Raw genomic sequence first — 21,269 nt, 5'->3', positions numbered from 1 at the left:
TTTTCCCTCCCAATCTTGCTATTTCTACTAAACTACTACTCTATTATCTTAGGAACCTGAATTCCACCATCTCTAAGATTCTTTACATTCTGCATAAGTTTTTTCTTATCTTCAAAAATCTGTGGAATATCTTTTCTGAATTCTGTATTAACTTCATCATATTCATTTAGATTTACATCCTCTAAATCCAAATTATCTATAGTTTTAAAATGAGTAAGTATAGCTTCAAATTCCTTAGCTATCTTTAAAGTTTCCTCTTCTGTAAAACTCAATTTTGACAGCTTAGCAATGTGCTTAACTTCTTCAACACTTACATGTTCCAATTAAATTCACTCCCTTTATAAATGTATATTTTGTTCATTAACGGGTGATAGCTTTTCATCTTGCTAACGCTGGATGAAAAAACTAAAGATTGCCACCAGATGTCAAAGTGAAAGCCCTAATCTTGACTTAACCTCGATTAAAAATGATAGCATTCACACTGTGAATAGTACTTGAACTAACTTAATAGTTTGTTTCGTTTTTTCCAAATTTGATATTTGTTCTTTAAACTTTATACTTTTCTTAAGGTGTTATTCTCTTCATATCTCTTGGAAGCAATGCTGCTTCTCTTATATTGTCTAAGCCTAGTATTTTCATAGTAAGTCTCTCAAGACCTATAGCAAGACCACCGTGAGGAGGCATTCCATATCTAAAATTATCTGTATAGAATTCAAATTCTTCTGTTTTGAAGCCCATTTTTGCAATATTTGCAACTAATTCTTCATAGTCATGGATTCTCTGTCCGCCTGTAGTAATTTCAAGTCCTTTATATATAAGGTCAAAACTTCTTGTAGCGCCTTCTATTTCGTCATCCGGCATTGTGTACATTGGCCTCTTTGCAGCTGGATATTTTGTTAAGAACACAAAATCACTGCCGTATTCCTTCTTCACGTATTCTGCGAATAATTTTTCTCCTTCATTATCAATATTGCCCTTTGGAGATCTTTTTCCATATTCTTTAAGTAGAATTTCCTGTGCATCGAACAATGTTATTCTAGGAATCTTAACTTCCTCTGGAAGTTCAATATTATAAAGCTTTAATTCTGCTGAACATTCTTTTTTAATATATTTGAACAGATAATTCATAAAACCTTCTTCTAGATCCATTATTTCAAATTCATCTTCTATAAAACCCATTTCAAGGTCTAAGCTTACATACTCATTTAAATGTCTGTAAGTATTATGAAGTTCAGCTCTATAAGCGTGACCTATTTCAAATATTCTTTCAAAACCTGAACCAACCATCATCTGTTTATAGAATTGTGGACTTTGTGCAAGAAAAGCTCTGTGATCAAAATAATTCACTGTAAATAATTCACTTCCACCTTCTGTTCCAGATGCAATTATCTTTGGTGTATATACTTCTGTGAAGTTTTGTCCCTTTAAATAATCCTTAAAGGCATCTGCTATCTTTTCCTGTACTTTAAATACAGCAGTTATCTTTGGAGCTCTTAAACTTATAGTTCTATGATCAAGCTGTGTTTCTAAAGCTGCTTTAATTTTTCCCGCATTTATTGCAAAGGGAAGTTTATCATAATAAGTCTTACCTAATACCTTTAATTCATCTACCTGAACTTCTATTCCTTCAGGTGCTTTTTCATTCTTTACTTTTTTACCCTTTACTGCTATGCACATTTCCAGTCTTAACTTAACATTAAGACTTTCATCTATGACAATCTGTATTATTCCTGTCTTGTCTCTAAGCTTTACAAAACTTATCTTTCCAAGATCATATATCTTATGTACCCAACCCTTTAATTCTACCTCTGTACCATCTTCTAAAGCTGCCACATCTTTTACATAAATATCTTTCATTTAAAATAACCCTCCTATGTATAATCTCTGTAAGCTATCTAAAAACTATGCTTATAATTACTCATTTTTGTAACATAATCTTATAAATACAAAAAAACCCGATTCCATATCTTTCGATATAGGAACGGATTAAAACTTCGCGGTACCATCCTATTTAACATATAAAATGTTCACTCTCACAGGTACAGACAAAACCTTCAATCAGCCGATACCCTGTCTTTTTAACGGTAGACACCCGTTTAAGCCTACTAACTTTAAAGTTTTCAGTTAACTGTTCAAGGATGTTCTTCAATATAATCTTCATATTGGGTTCTCAGCACTCCCAACTCTCTTACATGGAATTTATAAATAACTAGAAACAATTTACTACTTATTCATTCTCCTATGCCTAAATCCAATTATATTTACTCTTCCTATCATCACCGATTTCTACTTTTACATTATATAACCTTATGATGGTTAATACAATACTTTTAGGGATAATAATATTAATTTTTTAAATATATTAATATTATTGTCCCTACTTTTATAATTATACAATTTTTATTTCCTTTGTCATTATTATTTTATTAATTTCACAAACAATTTATTTATATTACTAAAATAAACTGCTTCATTATCACAACCATATATTCAAAATTAAATATTATAGGACTAAATCCATTTAATGGATTATCTTTTTTATATCATTGGTTACAGCGTCTAAAATACTGTCAATATATTCCTCATCTTCACCCTCAGCCGTAATATTACATATAGGTTCCTCTAAGTCAGGCAAAATAAGCACCCATCCTTTTGGGAAATTTATTCTCACTCCTTCTGTCAAATCCAAATAATTAAAATTATTATTTTCTATTATATTTCTAAGAACTTTACCCTTCATTTCCCAGGGACATCGTATCTGCATTGTTCTGCTGTAATATTTAGGTACATTTCCTATAAGTTCTGATAATGTACTATTCCTTTTAGCCATTAAATTTAATATTAAAGACAACATGCTGACGACATCTATAGTAGACAGATATGCTGACAATATTTCTTTTTCGTCTTTATCTTTTTCATTTTTCACATATTCATCTACTATATTACCCTGTTCCATTTTGCTCCTTATAAATTTCACTCCCTTCATATATGCTATTTTCTCTATAGAATAAGTAGCATCTACAGGCACTACCAAAGTTTTAAAATTAAATATATTTAACATTATTAATGCTTTAAGTACCTCTATCAATGCTTTTTTTATAATCTCACCCTTTTCATCTATCAGTACATAATCATCTTCATTATCTGATATCCATACACCAAGATCTGCTTTGGATTCTACAACCTTCCTGCTCAACTGATGAAGGTTATTAATATTTTTTATAAACAGTATATCTACTTTGATTTCTTTAAATACATTTATTAATATCCATTTAATAATGCTGTTTTTGGTACTAAATACTATCCTGTACTTACCCTTTTCTAATATTTTCTTGTCCACTTTATTTACTATGTTTTTAATGTAATACTTAGTATAATCACTTAAACCTATTATGGATTTAAAGTTATCCATCCTTGCCATTCTAAAATCCTGTCTTATGAATTTATTTTCTATTTCTCTTCTTATATTTTTACTGATATTAAGACCTTTATTATCTATAAAAACTATATCCGCCTTTTCATTATTATCTTTATGAAGGAACACATGTATTCCTCCATTAAACCCCATAGATACAGTTATCATTCTGGTTATTTCTAAAGTGCTCCTGTTTAAATCATATACTTCAACACCCATAGACATAAGCCCTGCGACTACTGAATATTTAAGCACCTGCGCAGCTCCCTCTTCACTACAGCTTATAACTATTTTAGAATCAGCACCTACTATATATCCATAAGCTGAACTCAACCTAAACAGAAATTCTGGAGTAATACTTTCGTTTATATCTCCTGCCACAATACCTCTGTTATTGAAAAAACTCCTTTGAATTTTATCACTCCAAATTAAATTTTCTGCTACTATTTCCTTATCTCCTACACTTTTGCTTGGCCAAATTTTCACCTTGGGTTTTATTATGGATTTTTCTCCTATACTGCTTTCATCCCCTATGACACTTTCATTAAATGCCGAAACACAACTGCCGATTCTTACCTTATTACCTATTAAAGCTCCCCTTATTTCTGCATTTTTACCAATGTAAGAATCATCAAATACTACACTCTTCTTTATACTGCTTCCCGATAATATTATATTATTTCTTCCTATTACAGCATAGGGGCCTACTTTTGCATTATCATAGATAATTGAATTATCACCTATATACACTGGAGCTTCTATCTTAGCTTCAGCACTTATATTACAATTGTCCCCAATCCAAATACCTTTACTATATTCATGCCCCTCTAAGATTACGTTTACATTATTCTCAAGAATATCCTGATTACATTTCATAAAATCATTTATGTTACCTATATCCTTCCAATAGAAATCAGAAGTATATCCGTACATAGGCACATTCTCTTTCAATAATAGTGGAAATAAGTCATTACTAAAATCTATTTTTTTATTACCACTATAGTATCTAAATACTTCTGGTTCTAGCACATAAATCCCAGTGCTTACCTTATCACTAAAAACTTCTCTCCAGTTTGGTTTTTCCAGGAATCTAATAATTCTATCTTCTTTATCCGTAACTACAACCCCATAATCTAAAGGTACTTTCATTTCCTTTAATATCAAAGTGGCTGTGGATTTTTTGTACCAATGATAGTTTACAGCATTTATTAAATTTATATCTGTTACAGCATCACCGCTTATCACTACAAAGGTTTCATCGAGAAATTCCTTTGCATTCTTAACACTTCCTGCTGTTCCAAGGGGATTTTCCTCTATAAAATACTTTATGTTTACTCCAAATTCATGTCCATCACCAAAATAATCTATAATTGAATCCGACAGATACTGCAGAGTAATTCCTATATCCTTTATTCCATTATTTTTTAAAAACTCCAAAGAGTATTGTAACACTGGTTTTCCCATTATAGGCATCATTGGTTTTGGCCTATTACAGGTTAAAGGTCTAAGCCTGCTTCCCTTTCCTCCTGCCATAATAATTGCCTTCATAAAATCACATCCTAATTATATAATTTAAAATGTTAAGTTCATGTATGCAAAATTTAATTACTTATTTTAATTAATTTTAACTTATTATTAAAAATTTATCAAATATTTTGAAAATTATTATTATTAAAATATATATCCTACTAATATAAATGCTTTAAATCCATTTATTATTCATAAAAATAAAAGACTGCACAAAAATGCAGCCTTTTATTTTATTCAACACTTATAGCATTAACAGGACAACTGTCCTCTGCTTCTTTTGCCGAATCTGCAGAGGATTCCGGAACACTTTCAACAATTTCCACTGCCTTTCCATCATCGTCCATTGCAAATACTTCTGGTGCAACAGATGGACATACTCCACAGCCTATACAGGTATCTTTATCAACATGTGCTTGCATATTATTCGCCAACCTTTACCAATATATTTTTGCATCACATATATATTATTTCCAAATTTAAAGACAATGATACTATCTATATAATTTTTTGTATAAGAGCCTCATACTCACTACTATTTACTACGTATTCTTCAGCTTCACCTTTTTCCAGGCTCTCAACCAAATCCAGGTCTATAGGCATCTCAGCTAAAAGAGGGATCTGTAAATAATTCGCCTGCTCCTGTGCTGATTTTTTACTGAATACTCTTATTTTATCTCCACAATTATTACATTCTATATAGGACATATTTTCTACTACACCTGCTATAGGAATATTCATCTTCTTTATCATAGTAACTACTTTCTTAACTATCATGGAAACCATATCCTGGGGTGTTGAAACTACGATCATGGAGTCTACAGGCATAGTCTGCATAACAGTTAAAGCTATATCCCCAGTTCCAGGTGGCATATCTATAATAAGATAATCCAGCTCTCCCCACTCTGTATCAGCATACATTTGACTTAAAGCTCCAGTTATTACAGGACCTCTCCAAATTACAGGCTCGTCTTCCTCTTCTATCATTAAGTTAAGTGATATAAGTTTTATACCCAGTTTTGTTTTTACAGGTATGAATTTTACTTCCGTCTTATTTACAGGAATCATTTCTGCCCTTTTTTCATTGACACCAAAAAACCTTGGCATAGATGGTCCTGTTATATCTCCATCTAAAACTCCTACTTTATAACCTGCTTTACTTAATCTTGTGGCAATAATACCAGTAACAGTAGATTTTCCAACTCCACCTTTTCCACTTATGACTCCTATTATATTTTTTATATTGCCATATTTAGGCATAGATTTATTATCTTTACTGTTACATTTTTCTTTGTCCTTTGTGCTGCATTGGCTGCTGCTGGCACAACTATCACAGTTACTCATTATAAAATCCTCCAAGTTATTTAAAAATATATTTTACTGTTTATGCTTATCAATAAATTGAAGCAAGTTCTTAATTCAGGTGGGGATTCTTTTACCGCATCTGAATTTTAGAACTGCAAATGCATGGCCTACTTGGCGTTGAACTTCCATTTGAAAAAGTTGGAGACTTACGCCAAGTTAGTCAGGTTAAAAATCACTACTTTTTTTATCACTAATAGTTATATTCCAACCATTCTTATATCTAGCTGTCATATAATATTTTTTTGTATCTTTGGTATTGTTATCATAAAAGGTCACTATACTTTTATATATTGAATCATATTCTATTCCGTTATATTTATACTCATCTGCATAGCCAGCTGCCTTGTATCCTGTAGTTATAACGGTCTCTTTTACATCACAAGAATCATTAGAATCTTTAAGCAGCTTTACATTAGATGGAAGTGACTTTCTAAAATCCTCTAAATCATAAGAAAATATATATTTAGCTACATCTACATCATCATTTATATTTATACCAATGGATTTATCATTATTTTTGGTATCTTCTCTATATCTATCAATGCATTTCTTTATAAATGTATAATAGAGCTTATTAAAATCCTTTGGTGTTCTTAAGTCTGTAAAATTGTTTAATATATCATTATCAATTCTATTTGTAACTATGTAATATTTATCTTTAGAATATAAATTTCCTCCATCTTTTTTATCTAATCCTACTACATAATTAAATTCATGAACTTTGTCAGAATCTTCTTCTAATCTAAAAATATAATCTGAGTCAAGAGAAGTTTTACTATCTACAGGCTTAGCATCTGATAAAATATCATATAGTTCTGAAATAGCCACAGGATTTGTTACTACAAATTTATAGCCTCTATCCCTACTATTTTGTATAACTACTTTTTTTACTCTTCCTTCTTTTATATACTCAAAATCTTGATTTTTTAAACCTAATTTAACTTTTGCTGCATCAATCTGACTACAACCAGAAAATAGACCAGCTATTACTATAAATATGACTATTAAAGCTAAGCTCCTTTTTTTCACTGAAACCTCTCCCTTATAATATATCCTGTAAATCTATCTTATAAACAGTATTTATTATACGTCTTATATTAACTCTAATCAAGATTAAACAAATTGAGTTTTATGTATTTTATATGAATAAAAATAAGCTTACCCCATAAATCTATTTCTAATATATAAAAATTAATTACTGTGGGTAAGCCTTATTCATAATCATTCATATTTTGTAGTTTCTACTATTGCTTTAAATACCGCTGGTATACTACTATTAATTTTATCGCTTTCTACATAAAAGGCAAATCTTGTAAAAACATTATTATAATTTACAAAATATTCAAAAGCATTATAATCCTTATTAACTCCCTTTGTAGTATAAGTAACTAGATATCCCTTATTGCCATTTATATCTACATCTGATATTTTAAAATCATCTGATTCATTTTGAATTTCCGATGTTGTTTTGCTATTTTGTAAAAAACTTTTCAAATCATTTTGCAGATTCCATATCTGCACATAACCATGAATGCTGCCGTCTTGTGATGTAAAATTGTTGTGATATAATATTTCTCCTCCAGTAAAACTCTGCTGAGTTGTTGTCCACTTTGCAGGAAGCTTATAAGTTATTTTATGTTCTTTTGCATAATATTCCTTTAAAGCCCCTAAATTATTTTGAATAAAGGCTGTAGTTCTTATTCTATTATCTAATTTTATACCTACAGAAAATAAAACTACCATAAGTCCCATAACTACAAATATTACACCTATTTTTTTTCTATCTACAATCAACACTCTCATTTACAAATCCCCCTATCTTATTAGTAAATTCAATCTAAATATGTATGAATATTGAAGCAAGTTCTCAATTCAGGTGGGGATTCTTTTACCCCATCTGAATTTTAGAACTGCAAATGCATGGCTTACTTGGCGTCCAGCTCCCACTTGAAGAAATGGGAGACTTACGCCAAGTTAGTCAGGTGAAAAATGAAGACGGCATAAATAAAATTCACATGACATGTACATTTTACTTATACCGACTAAGAACTTACACATTTCACTTATTTACAGGAATCACTATTACTGACTTTCTGAAATCATAGAATAATAACCAATATCCCATATTTCCATATTTTCCTTTGTTATTTTCCCCCTGAACCCAGCTTACAAATCCAAATTTTCCTCCAAAAGGTTGATCGTAATGAGCTTTTGTACCAGGTATACCATAAACTATATATTTTACTCTTCCCTCATTATCATATTTATATCCAAATAAATAATGGCCATGCCTTATTATATAAGGGAAATAACTTATCATAGGATAATATAATATAGTGTATCTATTATAACTTGAAGCTTTATACATATCCTCTATAGATCTTATAGGAATCTTATACCATTCACATCTACTAAGGTCCTCAAAATCATCATTCCACTTCTGTAAATTTTTTGTTAGTCCGTGAAAGAATTTTGATGATTTTGTTTTAGGTTCAACTTGTTTTTTCTCTTTCTTTAAATTATCTTCATTATTGTATTGTATTCCCTTATTATCATCATTGATAAAATTATCATTATAAGATTTAATATTATTATCTGTATCTATATTGTCCTTTAAATTAAGATTATTATTTAAGTTATTATCTTTTGAAATTATGCTGCTATAGGGACTTCCTACATATTTGTTATCTAATATATCTCTTCCTTTTGATATATTATCTTTTAACCCATTTACCTCAGCTTTTTTATCATATGATTTTATGTTTTCTTCCAATGATCCTTTATAATTATATTTAACGTCCTTAATCTCATTACTTCCTGACTTTAATTCAGATGTTATTTCTTTTACATTATACTTTTTATCTTCGACTTTTTTATTATCTTTAATATCTGTAATGTCTTCTTTATTAATTATATTACTTCCCTTTGCCTTATCTTTGTTCTCTTTATTGATTACATTGCTTTCCTTTGCTTTATCTTTATTCTCTTTATTGATTATATTGCTTTCCTTTGCTTTATCTTTGTTCTCTTTATTAATTACATTACTTTCCTTTGCTTTATCTTTGTTCTCTTTATTAACTACAGGCTTTTCCTTAACTTTATCTTTATTCTCTGCTTTATTATCCTTTTTATGTTTGTTAAATTTATTTTCCTTATTGGATTTATGCTTTAAAAGCTTGTTTTTAAGATTTCTTGAATCCTCAATCTCCTCTTCACTTATATCTTCTAAGTCTTCTTCTACATTTTCATCCTCAATATCTTCTTCTGATAATCTTTTTTCTTCATCTTTATTTCCCTCTATATTATCTTCTTCGTATTCCTTATTATCATTCCTTGATAAATCATTTTCCTTTTTCTCAACTTCTTTAACTTGTACCTTAGACGAATTTTCTTTTAAATCCGAAGCCTTAATCTTTTCTATTTTTTCTTCATACTCATCAAAAGTTTTATTTTCTTTACTAATAGTATTATTTTCTTCTGATTTTTGTTTTTCTTCATTATCTCTTTTTTCAACATTATCTATCAAAGTGTACTTTTTCCAGTCCTTTGGAATATCTGTAACAGCAAATCCATTCAATACACTTACTATATTTGTATCAACAGATCTAACTACCGCTGCTCCAGAAACTTTATCCACCGAAATTCCACTAGATGCAATATTTTCAGGAGTAAATTCTTTACTTATTTCGGCTCTTCCAGTATTGTCTATATTTAATTCACCAAGCTTAACTAATTTCTTATTATCTTTCTTATCACAAATAAGTAATATATAATATGGTTTCATTTCTTTTTTAAGGTTTTGAACATAAAAGGAAACTTTACATTTACTGTTCTTTACCTCTAATTTGGCATAACCGGTTGGTGCTTTGTCTGATGCTAAGCCATATCCTTTTTCATCTTCTTGAAGTATTATGAAATATCTGCTATATTTTTTTTTCTGACTCAACCTCTTTATCCCCCCACAATATTTATACAATATAATATATGAGAGAAGTAATTAAAAATGAACAAATAAAAAAAAATGTCAATTATTTTTTATCTATTAGCATAAAAATATTAGACATTTTTAATAAAACATATTTTATTATTGGTTTATTATATCATAAATATTATCTGATAACTTTCCAAATTCTTCAATAGAAAGGGTTTCTCCTCTCCTCTTAGGATCTATCTCTGCTGCTAAAAATGCATTTTCAAGATTTTCTTTGCTTAACTTTAACTGTTTTAGTGCATTCCAAAGAGTTTTTCTTCTCATATTAAAAGCATTTCGTATTATTGTAAAAAATAATTTTTCACTTTTTACTTTTACTCTTGGTTCACTTAATCTATCTAATCTTATTACTATAGATTCAACTTTAGGCCTTGGAATAAAGGATTCCGGTGAAACTTTTCGTATTATTTTAGTATCACAATAATATTGTACAAGTAGTGACAATGCCCCGTATTCTTTACAGTTAGGCTTTGCAGCTATTCTTTCTGCCACTTCCTTTTGTATCATTATAGTAAGAGATTTAAAAACATAACCCCCAGTCAACAACTTGGATATTATTGGAGTAGTAACATAATAAGGCAAATTAGCTACTAACTTAACAGATTTTTCACGGGCTGTTATTTCATTAAAATCTACCTTAAGTGCATCTTTATGTACTAACATGAAATTATCATAGTCTTTTAGTTCCTGTTCCAATATAGGTAATAGATCACTGTCAAGTTCAATTGCACATACAGACTTAGCTGCATTTAATAACTTCCTGGTAAGAGTACCTACCCCTGGCCCAATCTCAATCACAAAATCTTCTTTAGAAACTTCTGCACCTTCTACTATATCCTTTAAGACCTCATTATCCATTAAAAAATTTTGTCCTAAACTTTTAGTAAATTTAAAACCGTATTTTTTTACTATCTCCTTTGTATTAATAATTTCCAATCTATTTCATCTCCTCTTCAGCCTTTTTAATAGCCTCTACTAACTCCTCTTTACTTATTCCAAAATTATTCAGTCTATTCAGGAATTGAGATGAATTGGCATAACCTATGCCAAGATACCTTCCAACACCATCTCGTCTTTCCTTAGCCCTAATATCTGCAGTAAGCTTAAAAAATATCATATCCTGAATATTAAATTGCTGAACTTTTTCCTTATGCTCATACTTTGCACTTTTAAGGGCTCTTATTATAGCTTCCGGCTCAGCATTTTCAACTCCAATATCATCTGCCTTCGTTCCCTCCTTTTGGGTAATTCTCGCATGCTTCACACCTTTCACTCTCTTTGTTATTATTCTTCGTATCTTTTCCCCTGCAAAATCTGGATCTGTAAATACAATTACCCCTCTTCTCTTCTGTGCATCTATTATTCTGTCAATAACCTTTTTATTTATTCCAAAGCCTCCTACGGCTATAACATCCGCATCTACTGCCCTCTTTATGGCAGAAATATCATCTCTTCCTTCAACAACAATTACTTCCTTAATCATTAATAACCTTCCTCCAAATAACATTTAAATATTCTTCTAAATTATATAGCTTAAACGTTAATGTTACAACATTATATATATTAGAAATTATTTAGAAGGTATGTACTTAGGCATATTCAAATAAATATCAAGTCAGTAGCTAGCCTATTTTGAATCTTACTGCATCAGCAGAACCCTCAGATAGCCTACTATCCTCGGAACCTGCTTCCTTGTTAGATTCAAAATATTCGTCGCATCTTTAACTTACTATTTATTTTCACATACCTTATTCTATAATGAGAATAAAAAAAACAAGGAGCACTAAGCCCCTATTTTAAAATATATACGTCTACTCCTCTTACTCCCCAGTTGACGCATTCAGATTCACTTGTAAAAAACAAATCTATTCGATTTCCCTTTATAGCTCCGCCGGTATCTTCTGCTATTCCATAACCATAACCTGGTACATAAAGCTTTGATCCTAATGGAATTACTCTAGGATCTACAGCTATAGAACTATAACCATTCACATTTCTCTTAACTCTTGTCCCAGAGGCAGTTATTCCAAAATTCAGATCAGCTGTATAAGCAGTGGCATTTGCACTGATTTTATTTTTATAAACTACTCTGCCTCCACCTCCACGGTTTGCATTTACAATTCCAAGAGTTCCTACCTTCACAATGGCTTTTACAGGTTCACTTTTTACTACTTCACTTACTATGTTCCTTGCAACTTCTTTTCCATCTTCATATGTTATATTAGTGGTTACTTCTTTAGAACCAGCTGTACCTTGCTGGACAACCTGCTTTTCGTCACTGCCCATAGTACTATCTTTCTGAGTAACTGTTTCAAAATCTATAGGCTTCTCCTCTTTAACCTGCTTCATACTGACCCTTGTCACTACAACCTTCATTCCAGATTTAATCTCTTCATCTTTTGAAGGATTTACTTTGTCCAGGTCATTTAATTTTATGTCTTCTGCTTTCAGCACATCCTCTACCGACTTTTCTCCAGATTTGATTTTTAAATTTTTACCATCTACAAGTAATTCTAAACCTACTGCTCTTTTTATATATATCTCTTGTCCATTTTCCACTTTTGTGTCTACATTAGGCTCAATCTTATCCTTAGGTCCTATTTTAATATTATTCTGCTCTAAAATATCCTTTACTGTATTTTTGTAGGATACAACTTTCTTTGTCTCCCCATTAAGAGACAATACTATAACTTTTCTCATACTTCTTGCATATATGGTAACACTTAATATTATAATCACCATTATTAGAGCTATAATAGAACCCTTTGAAAAATAATTGTTTGAATTGAACAAATTATCTCTCAATTTTTTAAACATGTTAATCCCCCCTTCAGCAAGAATCCTTAACATTATAACTACAAAGTTTACACAATGTCAAATTCTCTGCCAGTATTAGTTAAAACCAGAAAATGCAGTATGATATTTATCAATATAAATGTATAATAGCCACTATTTAGCAATTACTGATTTCACTTTAGGAGATTAATAAATGAGTTGATAATCTTATTAAATTATATGCATATAAATAATAAAATAGTATTGTAAAAGTAAAATTTATTTAATTATTTTATGATTAATTTATATATCTAATCTATACCTTTAATAATTTTAATCATAGACATTCAAACTGTAATCAAATATCTTTATTATTGTTATTAAGGTTCATAATAATCAAATAAATAATAACTTTAAATACTATTTTATACTATTAATGTATATTGAACAACCTTTTAGTATTTAATATAGCTTGATTTTTTACATTTATTGGAACATCCCTCCTTATTTCTGCTATTTTCTCTGCAATATACTCTATATAATCAGACCTATTCCTCTTACCTCTGTTAGGCTCAGGAGCCATATAAGGGCAATCCGTTTCAAGAAGTATTCTATCAAGCGGAATTTCCCTAGCCACTTCTGCTGTTTTTCTAGCATTTTTGAAGGTCACAACCCCTGTAAATCCAATATAGTATCCTAATTTAATACATTCTCTTGCCATCTCTAAACTTCCTGAAAAGCAATGAATTACTCCACGGACCTTGGGAAATTGTTTCAATATTTCTAAGGTATCTCCATGAGCTTCTCTATTATGTATAACTACTGGAAATCCAAGTTCTTCTGCAAGCTTCATCTGTCTTAAAAAAGCATCCTTTTGAACTTCTCTAGGTGGATTTTCTTCATAATGATAATCCAGTCCTATTTCACCTATAGCTTTAACTTTTGGATTTTTAGATAGATTTCTAAGTTCCTCTATAATTTCGTCATTTACCACATCTGCAAACTCTGGATGAATTCCCACTGCTGCATAAAAAAAATCATATTTATCTGAAAGCTTTACAGAATCCCTAGCCCCTTCTAAAGATGCCCCGCAATTAAGTACACCTATAATTTCATTTTCCTTAAGCTCTTCTATTACTTCATCTCTATCTTTATTAAAAGCCTCATCATCATAATGTGCATGTGAATCAAAAATCATATTTAAATACTCCTTTATAGTTTTTATTGAATTATCATTAAAATACATTATAACTCTTGGTTTTGTAATGATTCAATTTATTTTTTAGCATTTTTCAATAAATATTACTTTTATTTAAATTAATTTTATCCATGAGAAAATTTTTTAATGAAAGCTAAATAAAAAGTTACGGGTAGTTACTTCATTTTAAGATTCAATTTCCTGTTTTTCAATATATAAGTTACTTTGATTCTGTATATCGTTTTTTGACTTCCCTACATATTTGAATAAATACTTACTTAATAGGCATAATATATGTAAGAAAGTCAACAGGATGATTTTCATATTAGTTAAGGCATATTCAAATAAATAACTAGTCAGTATGCTAGCCTATTTTGAATCCTACTGCGTCGGCAGAACCCTCAGATAGCTCACTATCCTCGGAACCTGCTTCCTTGTATGATTCAAAATATTCGTCGCATCTGTACTTATTATTTATTTTCACATGCCTATTTTAGGAGGTTTTTTTAATGACAGGAAATGTAAAATGGTTTAATGCTCAAAAGGGTTACGGCTTCATTACTACTGAAGACGGAAAAGATGTATTTGTCCACTATTCAGGTATTGAAGAGTCAGGATTCAAGACCTTAGAAGAAGGAGAAAAAGTTGAATTCGAACTAACTCAAGGACAAAAGGGCGATCAAGCTGTTAATGTAAGAAAAGCATAGATTGTTAGTAAAATTTTAACTTCTAAAAATTTCACTTAACATATTTATTAAAAGCGTACAAGTAAATTGCTGTGTACGCTTTTTAATTTATACAGTTTATTTATAGAATTTAGTAATAAGTTATATATTTTTCACATAATCATTATAAGCAGAGTTCTTCATATGTTTTTTTGATGCTTAAAAATCGTTATTCAGAGGCGGTACAGCAGCCGTTATCTCCCACTTTAATAGAATGTAAAAGTTTAATTACGGATGGTAGTCATGGAGATAAAGATATCTGCTATATTCTTATTCATTAAGCAATGATACAATGGAGGTGATTATGTTTGAAAAATAATGATATGGCTATTGCCACTTTAATTTTGGGAATAGTAGGATTAATTTTATGCTTTATTCCCATAATAAACTTTATTGGACTGTTATTTAGTATACTTGGAATTATAATTGGAATAAAAACCAAAATACGCTTTCAGGAATATGACATAACCCTGAAAGGAGATTCTCTTGCTACTTCCGGCATCGTATTAAGTATCATGGGAATAATAGTTTTTATAATCGTTATAACTATTATGGGAGTATTCACTGCATCACTGTAAAAAAGCAGTCACCATAATTTAATGACTGCTGAAATATATTTTTTGTCTATCTTGTTATTCCATATCTATATATAATTCTTCTGTATCGTGATCATAATTAAATAGTTCAGCATATCTTCCCCAATCTATAATCACATCCATCTTACTTTCTATAGAATGCTCTCCCAGGTACTGAGCAAATAACTCCTGAAAAAATTCTTCTTTCATAGTTTTGTTCTTCTTAGTATTAAGAACCTTTACTATAACTTTAAATGTAGAAATATCCATTATCTGCTCTCTGAAAATTTCTTTTGCCTGTTCCGTTTCCGCTTCAATAAAACTACTTCCAAGGGGAGTAATAATAATATCCCCTTCTTTTACATCTGCAAATTTAAGCATGGATATTCCTTCAATATTAGGAAGAAGGTCATCTATCTCCATCATAAGATCACGCCCCAGCTGATAGATATCCATTCTGCCGTCGTTATCATCTACTAATTCTAATAACCCAGACATAACACCAATACTGGCTGCTGGGATTTCAACAGGTTTTTCCACCTTCTCTTTAACCACTTTTTTTATTTCATTTTCATCTTGATCATCAAATTCACCCTTTGTAAGTACTTTATAAATACTATCAACGGTTCTTTCAAATTCAATGGACTTTCTGTTCCTTGGATGAGGAAGATTTATTTTTATCTCTGCTATAACTCTAGCAGGATCACGACTAAGCATAACTATCTTATCTGCCATAAGTACTGCTTCTTCTATTCCGTGAGTTATCATTATAACACTCTTTATAGGCATTTTTTTATTAGTCCACAAATCTATAAGTTCTGTTCTTAAGTTTTCTGCTGTTAAAAAATCTAATGCAGAAAAAGGTTCATCCATACATAACAATTTAGGCTGTACTGCCAGGGCTCTTGCAAAACCAACCCTCTGTCTCATACCCCCAGACAGTTCCTTTGGATAGGCGTCTTCAAAACCGTCTAAACCAATAAGGCTTATAAGTTCCGATGCCTTTTCTGTAGTATAGTCTTTTGGAAATCCCTTTGCTTTTAATCCCAGTTCCACATTTTCCTGTACTGTAAGCCAAGGATATAGAGCAAAGGACTGGAAAACTATAGATGCATAAGGATTTACCCCATCTACCTTTTTGCCATCAAATATAACTTCTCCCTCTGTAGGCTCAAGAAGTCCTGTTATAATCCTAAGAAGTGATGATTTCCCAGATCCTGAGGGCCCAAGAATAGCTATAAATTCATCTTCATTTATATTTATGTTTATGTCCTTTAATGTAGGCTTTTCCGACTCTCCAAAGTACTTCGTTATTCCCTTTACTTTTATGAATTCCTTTTGCTTTCTCAAATCCATCACTCCTTATATTTCTATTTTAAATCTCTCTTCTGCTAGAGTATAAAGTCTTTTCCAAACTACGTTGTTGATGACCACAACTACTATACACATAGTTATTGTACCCATCAAAAGCAATGCAAAATTTCCTGTTTCTGTAGCCTCAGAAATAAGAGCTCCAAGTCCTATAGTTTTAACAGCGTGTCCTCCAAAGTTTACATATTCCGATACAATACTTGCATTCCAGCATCCCCCTGTAGCTGTAATCATTCCCGTAACAAGGTTTGGGAAAATTCCAGGAAGTATAAGAGTTTTCCATTTTTTTATTCCCCTTATACCAAAAGTTTTAGTAGCTGCTCTTAGGTCTTCAGGTATTGCCATCGCTCCTGCAACTACATTAAATAATATATACCACTGAGTTCCCATTACCATTAATATTATAGATGCAAACCCAAGACCACCCAGTGCACTCATGAATACTCCAAGTACTACGGGAAATAGTGCTGTAGCTGGAACTGAGGCTATAACTTGTATAATAGGTTGAAATATATTTGCAAGCTTTTTATTCATTCCGATTGCTACCCCTACAGGTACAGTCCAAATTAATGCTATAATCTGAGCAGCTATAACTCTTAACAAGGAAAATAATACAGCTTTAGGAATTTGTTTTAAATCCGTAAAACTTAAAGTACTTAAAAGTTTAATTACATTAAACCCCAAGTATATCAATACAATTATACTAACTATCCTAATTATTATTTTTGATATATTTCCAAATTTTCTACTACTTACAACTTTATTTTTATTTATGTTAATTATAATATTATCTATACGTTTGCCTATAAAGGAAAAAAATGGATCAAATATTTTTTCAGTTAATATCTGTACTATATAAGATCGTCTGAGTAATTTTAAAACAAAAGATTTAGGCTCATCATTTGACTGTGTAAGCTCTATTTTAAATTTATCAGACCACGCAATTACAGGTCTCCATATAAATTGATCTAAAAGTATTATTACTATAAGAAGCATTATTATTCCATATATAAGTGCCTTTGTATTTCCTTCATTAGCAGCAGTCTGCAAAAATGATCCTATACCTTTTAATCTAAAACTTCTTCCCTGCAGGGTAAACATTTCACAGGCCATTAAAAAGAACCATCCACCAGCCCAAGACATCATACTATTCCAAACAAGTCCTATAGTGGCAAAGGGAAGTTCTAATTTTTTAAATTGCTGCCATCTATTTAATTGTAAAATTCTTGAAGCTTCCTTTAGATCTCGAGGTAAGATCTTTATAGAATAATAGAAGCTAAAAGTCATATTCCAAGCCTGACCAGTGAATATTAATATAATAGAAGCTATTTCAATTCCTAAAGTTCCATTGGGAAATAATGCGATTAATCCTAAAACTACTGCTGGTAAAAAAGATAATACTGGTATAGATTGAAGTATATCAAGTATTGGTATAAGTATTTTTTCTGCTTTCTTATTATGAGCAGCTATATATCCATACGTCAGTGTAAAAATTATAGCTATTATGTAGGCAGCCGTCATTCTCAAAACAGATCTCAATGCATAGGAAGGTAGCATATCCAAATCCGTTGAAATTTTTACATCAATGTTCCCCGAAGTTCCATTCATACCAGGAGACATTATCAAGTATATTACCATTGCTATACATATAAAAATTACAACATCAATCATGCCAAATTTTTGTTTATTAAAGACTTTTTCATTTTTCATGTTATTTCTCCTCCTTAATGTGAAATTAAGGTGTTAAAGAAATTTTATAAATACGTGAAATATAAATTATTATTTATCTTCAAATATCTAATACAATCTTAATTTCACAATATAAACTTTTGAATTTACAGCAACTGGCATCTCCGTCCATATATATCATCACCTTTCCTAATCTGATTAATACACAAAACAAAAAGCTTCCACCATAAGTGAAAGCTTTTAAAAGCACATTAAAAACTCCCACCTAGTTGAGTTTTGGCACTATATGACTTAGAGAAATTCTCAGCTACATTAGATAAAACCTTAATTCGGTAGTACCAGCTAACCCATTGGCGTGTCTCCACATTTCTGGGTAGTAGCGTATATTCATATAGGAACCTCACCTAACAAGTTCCTTTTACTTTATACATTATAAATCTGCTATGTTAAATATATGTTATAAACTTATAAAATCAGCATAACAATTTACAATTTGTCTGTTATCATTATCCTTTGTAATAATATAACTTATTTTATATATTGTCAATAATGTTTTAATTGAAATCTTATCTTACCTGACTTCCTGTTGGCAACTCTCCTGGTATTGATACAGTAAATAATTTACTATCATCATCTGTTGCAGCTGCAAGTATCATGCCTTGTGAAAGTTCTCCTCTCAATTTTGCTGGTTTTAAATTAGCTACAAGCACTACATATTTTCCTACAAGTTCTTCAGGCTTATAATACTTGGAAATTCCTGAAATAACCTGTCTTTCCTCACCACCTAAGTCCACCTTTAAATTTAGAAGCTTATTGGATTTCTTTACTGCCTCACATTCTATTACTTTTACTACCCTTAAATCTATCTTATCAAAATCTTCTATAGTAATTTCTTCTTTTATTGGCTTTATTGATGATTTTGCTGAAGCTTTTAATTGATCTTCTCTTATTTTATTAAGTATTTCAAGTTTAGCATCTACATCTATTCTTGGAAATATAACCTCTCCCTTATTTACTATAGTTCCTGCTCTTGTTCCATCAAAGGCTGCTATACTATTCCAAGTGGTCAATTCTACATTTAATTGTTCATTTATTTTTTTACTGGTATCTGGTAAAAAGGCTGATAAAAGTGTAGATACAATTCTAAGACTTTCTATTAAATTATATAAAACAGTTCCCAATCTAGCCTTCTTGTTGTCATCCTTAGCAAGTATCCATGGAGTAGTTTCATCTATATATTTATTTGACCTTCTTATAAGATTCCAAATATCATCTAAAGCTTCTGGTATTTTTAGGTTATCCATATGCTTTTCTACATTTCTAGGGGTTTCCAAGGCTAAATCAATGAGTTCATTATCGATATTCTCTTTATCTGTAGGTGCTTGTATAGTGCCATCAAAATACTTTTCTATCATTGCCACTGTTCTTGAAACCAAATTTCCAAGATCATTAGCTAGATCAGAATTTATCTTTTTAATGAATATTTCATTATTAAATAATCCATCTGCTCCAAATGGTATTTCGTGTAATAGATAATATCTTACGGGGTCAGTGCCAAATTCATTAACCAATACTACCGGGTCTACTACATTCCCTTTAGATTTTGACATTTTTCCTCCGTCTACCAATAACCATCCATGTCCGAAAACTTGCTTTGGAAGTTCCTGTCCTAAAGCCATCAGCATTATAGGCCAGTATATTGTATGAAATCTTAATATATCTTTTCCAATTAGATGTAAATCACAAGGCCAATACTTTTTATATAATTCTTCATTGTCACTGCCATATCCAAGAGCTGTAATATAGTTTGATAGTGCATCTATCCATACGTAGATAACATGCTTCTCATCAAAGGTAACAGGTATTCCCCAGTTAAATGAGGTCCTTGAAATACATAAATCCTGCAATCCTGGTTTCAAGAAATTATTAAGCATTTCATTCTTTCTTGATTCTGGTTGAATAAAGTCGGGATGACTTTCTATATATTCAATAAGTCTATCTGCATATTTTGACATCTTAAAAAAGTAAGCTTCTTCTTTTGTCTTTTCTACTGGTCTCCCACAGTCAGGACAGTTTCCATGGTCAAGCTGTGTTTCCGTCCAGAAGGATTCACAGGGAGTACAATATAATCCTTCATAAGAACCTTTATATATATCACCTTGGTCATAAAGTTTTTTAAATATCTTTTGAACTGCTTTAACATGATAATCATCAGTAGTTCTTATAAATTTGTCATAGCCTATGTTCATCATTTTCCATAAATCTTTTATTCCTGCTACTATTTCGTCTACATATTCTTTAGGGGTTACTCCTTTTTCTTCAGCTTTTCTCTGTATTTTTTGACCGTGTTCATCCGTCCCAGTAAGCAGCATTACATCATATCCACATAGCCTTTTAAATCTGGCTAATGCATCTGCCGCTACTGTAGTATAGGTATTACCTATATGAAGTTTAGCTGATGGATAATAAATTGGTGTAGTAATATAAAATTTTTTCTTTTCACTCATAACTTTTCCTCCTATTTCTAAAACAAAAAACCTCTAAATAAAACTAAGTTTTATTTAGAGGCGTATTATCGCGTTACCACTCTATTTCATCTCTGCCTTTAATCAAGAGATCTCACTAAGTGACTCCTCAA

The 21,269-nt window shown here is 30.7% G+C and carries 17 protein-coding genes and 1 riboswitch; of the genes, 2 read left to right on the top strand and 15 right to left on the bottom strand.

The annotated features are described in order from the left end of the window. Positions 1 to 35: 35 nt before the first annotated feature. The 12 genes from gatC to CLPA_RS00835 all read right to left on the bottom strand — a co-directional run bounded on the left by gatC (position 36) and on the right by CLPA_RS00835 (position 14,271). The gene (gatC, locus tag CLPA_RS00890; protein WP_003440473.1) at positions 36 to 323 is read right to left on the bottom strand and encodes an Asp-tRNA(Asn)/Glu-tRNA(Gln) amidotransferase subunit GatC; all 288 of its coding nucleotides are present in this window, start codon (positions 321 to 323) and stop codon (positions 36 to 38) included. Between the two features lie 241 nt (positions 324 to 564). Continuing rightward, complete coding sequence (gene aspS / locus CLPA_RS00885; RefSeq protein WP_003440471.1) at positions 565 to 1,857, bottom strand: aspartate--tRNA(Asn) ligase; 1,293 nt, start codon at positions 1,855 to 1,857, stop codon at positions 565 to 567. Positions 1,858 to 2,521: 664 nt separating this feature from the next. Continuing rightward, entirely contained in the window at positions 2,522 to 4,963 is a 2,442-nt protein-coding gene (locus tag CLPA_RS00880) for a sugar phosphate nucleotidyltransferase (RefSeq protein ID WP_003440467.1), read from the bottom strand. Positions 4,964 to 5,175: 212 nt separating this feature from the next. After that, the gene (locus tag CLPA_RS00875) at positions 5,176 to 5,364 is read right to left on the bottom strand and encodes a ferredoxin (protein ID WP_003440464.1); all 189 of its coding nucleotides are present in this window, start codon (positions 5,362 to 5,364) and stop codon (positions 5,176 to 5,178) included. A 76-nt stretch (positions 5,365 to 5,440) separates the two neighbouring features. Continuing rightward, positions 5,441 to 6,286: an Mrp/NBP35 family ATP-binding protein gene (locus tag CLPA_RS00870; protein ID WP_003440461.1), complete on the bottom strand. Its 846-nt coding sequence runs from the start codon at positions 6,284 to 6,286 to the stop codon at positions 5,441 to 5,443. A gap of 186 nt (positions 6,287 to 6,472) precedes the next feature. Continuing rightward, on the bottom strand, positions 6,473 to 7,336 hold the full coding sequence (locus CLPA_RS00865; protein WP_003440458.1) for a YhfM domain-containing protein: 864 nt from the start codon (positions 7,334 to 7,336) through the stop codon (positions 6,473 to 6,475). A 192-nt stretch (positions 7,337 to 7,528) separates the two neighbouring features. Then, positions 7,529 to 8,110, bottom strand: coding sequence for a hypothetical protein (locus tag CLPA_RS00860; RefSeq protein ID WP_003440455.1), 582 nt, complete (start codon positions 8,108 to 8,110; stop codon positions 7,529 to 7,531). A gap of 256 nt (positions 8,111 to 8,366) precedes the next feature. Next, on the bottom strand, positions 8,367 to 10,253 hold the full coding sequence (locus CLPA_RS00855; protein WP_003440452.1) for a hypothetical protein: 1,887 nt from the start codon (positions 10,251 to 10,253) through the stop codon (positions 8,367 to 8,369). A 138-nt stretch (positions 10,254 to 10,391) separates the two neighbouring features. Further along, positions 10,392 to 11,225 carry a 16S rRNA (adenine(1518)-N(6)/adenine(1519)-N(6))-dimethyltransferase RsmA gene (gene rsmA / locus CLPA_RS00850; protein WP_087946536.1) on the bottom strand — a complete coding sequence of 278 codons (834 nt, stop codon included), beginning with the start codon at positions 11,223 to 11,225 and terminating at the stop codon, positions 10,392 to 10,394. 10 nt (positions 11,226 to 11,235) lie between these two features. Further along, positions 11,236 to 11,781: a ribonuclease M5 gene (rnmV, locus tag CLPA_RS00845; RefSeq protein WP_003440446.1), complete on the bottom strand. Its 546-nt coding sequence runs from the start codon at positions 11,779 to 11,781 to the stop codon at positions 11,236 to 11,238. Between the two features lie 308 nt (positions 11,782 to 12,089). Further along, the gene (locus CLPA_RS00840) at positions 12,090 to 13,115 is read right to left on the bottom strand and encodes a 3D domain-containing protein (protein ID WP_003440443.1); all 1,026 of its coding nucleotides are present in this window, start codon (positions 13,113 to 13,115) and stop codon (positions 12,090 to 12,092) included. A 391-nt stretch (positions 13,116 to 13,506) separates the two neighbouring features. Continuing rightward, entirely contained in the window at positions 13,507 to 14,271 is a 765-nt protein-coding gene (locus CLPA_RS00835) for a TatD family hydrolase (protein WP_003440440.1), read from the bottom strand. Between the two features lie 509 nt (positions 14,272 to 14,780). Between CLPA_RS00835 and CLPA_RS00830 the strand changes: the two genes are divergently transcribed. Together CLPA_RS00830 and CLPA_RS00825 are read left to right on the top strand one after the other, a co-directional pair. Beyond that, positions 14,781 to 14,978 carry a cold-shock protein gene (locus CLPA_RS00830; protein WP_003440437.1) on the top strand — a complete coding sequence of 66 codons (198 nt, stop codon included), beginning with the start codon at positions 14,781 to 14,783 and terminating at the stop codon, positions 14,976 to 14,978. A gap of 326 nt (positions 14,979 to 15,304) precedes the next feature. Then, entirely contained in the window at positions 15,305 to 15,574 is a 270-nt protein-coding gene (locus CLPA_RS00825) for a hypothetical protein (RefSeq protein ID WP_003440435.1), read from the top strand. Positions 15,575 to 15,628: 54 nt separating this feature from the next. On the opposite strand, the gene CLPA_RS00820 is transcribed toward CLPA_RS00825, so the two are convergent. From CLPA_RS00820 to metG, 3 genes are all read right to left on the bottom strand, one after another. Further along, positions 15,629 to 16,921, bottom strand: a complete 1,293-nt coding sequence (locus tag CLPA_RS00820; RefSeq protein WP_003440432.1) for an ABC transporter ATP-binding protein — start codon at positions 16,919 to 16,921, stop codon at positions 15,629 to 15,631. Between the two features lie 12 nt (positions 16,922 to 16,933). Then, positions 16,934 to 18,652, bottom strand: coding sequence for an ABC transporter permease (locus CLPA_RS00815; RefSeq protein ID WP_003440431.1), 1,719 nt, complete (start codon positions 18,650 to 18,652; stop codon positions 16,934 to 16,936). A 232-nt stretch (positions 18,653 to 18,884) separates the two neighbouring features. Then, a riboswitch (M-box (ykoK) riboswitch) is annotated at positions 18,885 to 19,050 on the bottom strand. A 147-nt stretch (positions 19,051 to 19,197) separates the two neighbouring features. Beyond that, positions 19,198 to 21,138 (bottom strand): methionine--tRNA ligase, encoded by a 1,941-nt coding sequence (gene metG / locus CLPA_RS00810; RefSeq protein WP_003440429.1) that lies wholly within the window; start codon positions 21,136 to 21,138, stop codon positions 19,198 to 19,200. Positions 21,139 to 21,269 lie beyond the last annotated feature (131 nt).

Source organism: Clostridium pasteurianum DSM 525 = ATCC 6013, from assembly GCF_000807255.1.
In the GTDB taxonomy this organism is placed as follows: domain Bacteria; phylum Bacillota; class Clostridia; order Clostridiales; family Clostridiaceae; genus Clostridium_I; species Clostridium_I pasteurianum.
This window is presented reverse-complemented; position numbering and strand designations above follow the sequence as displayed.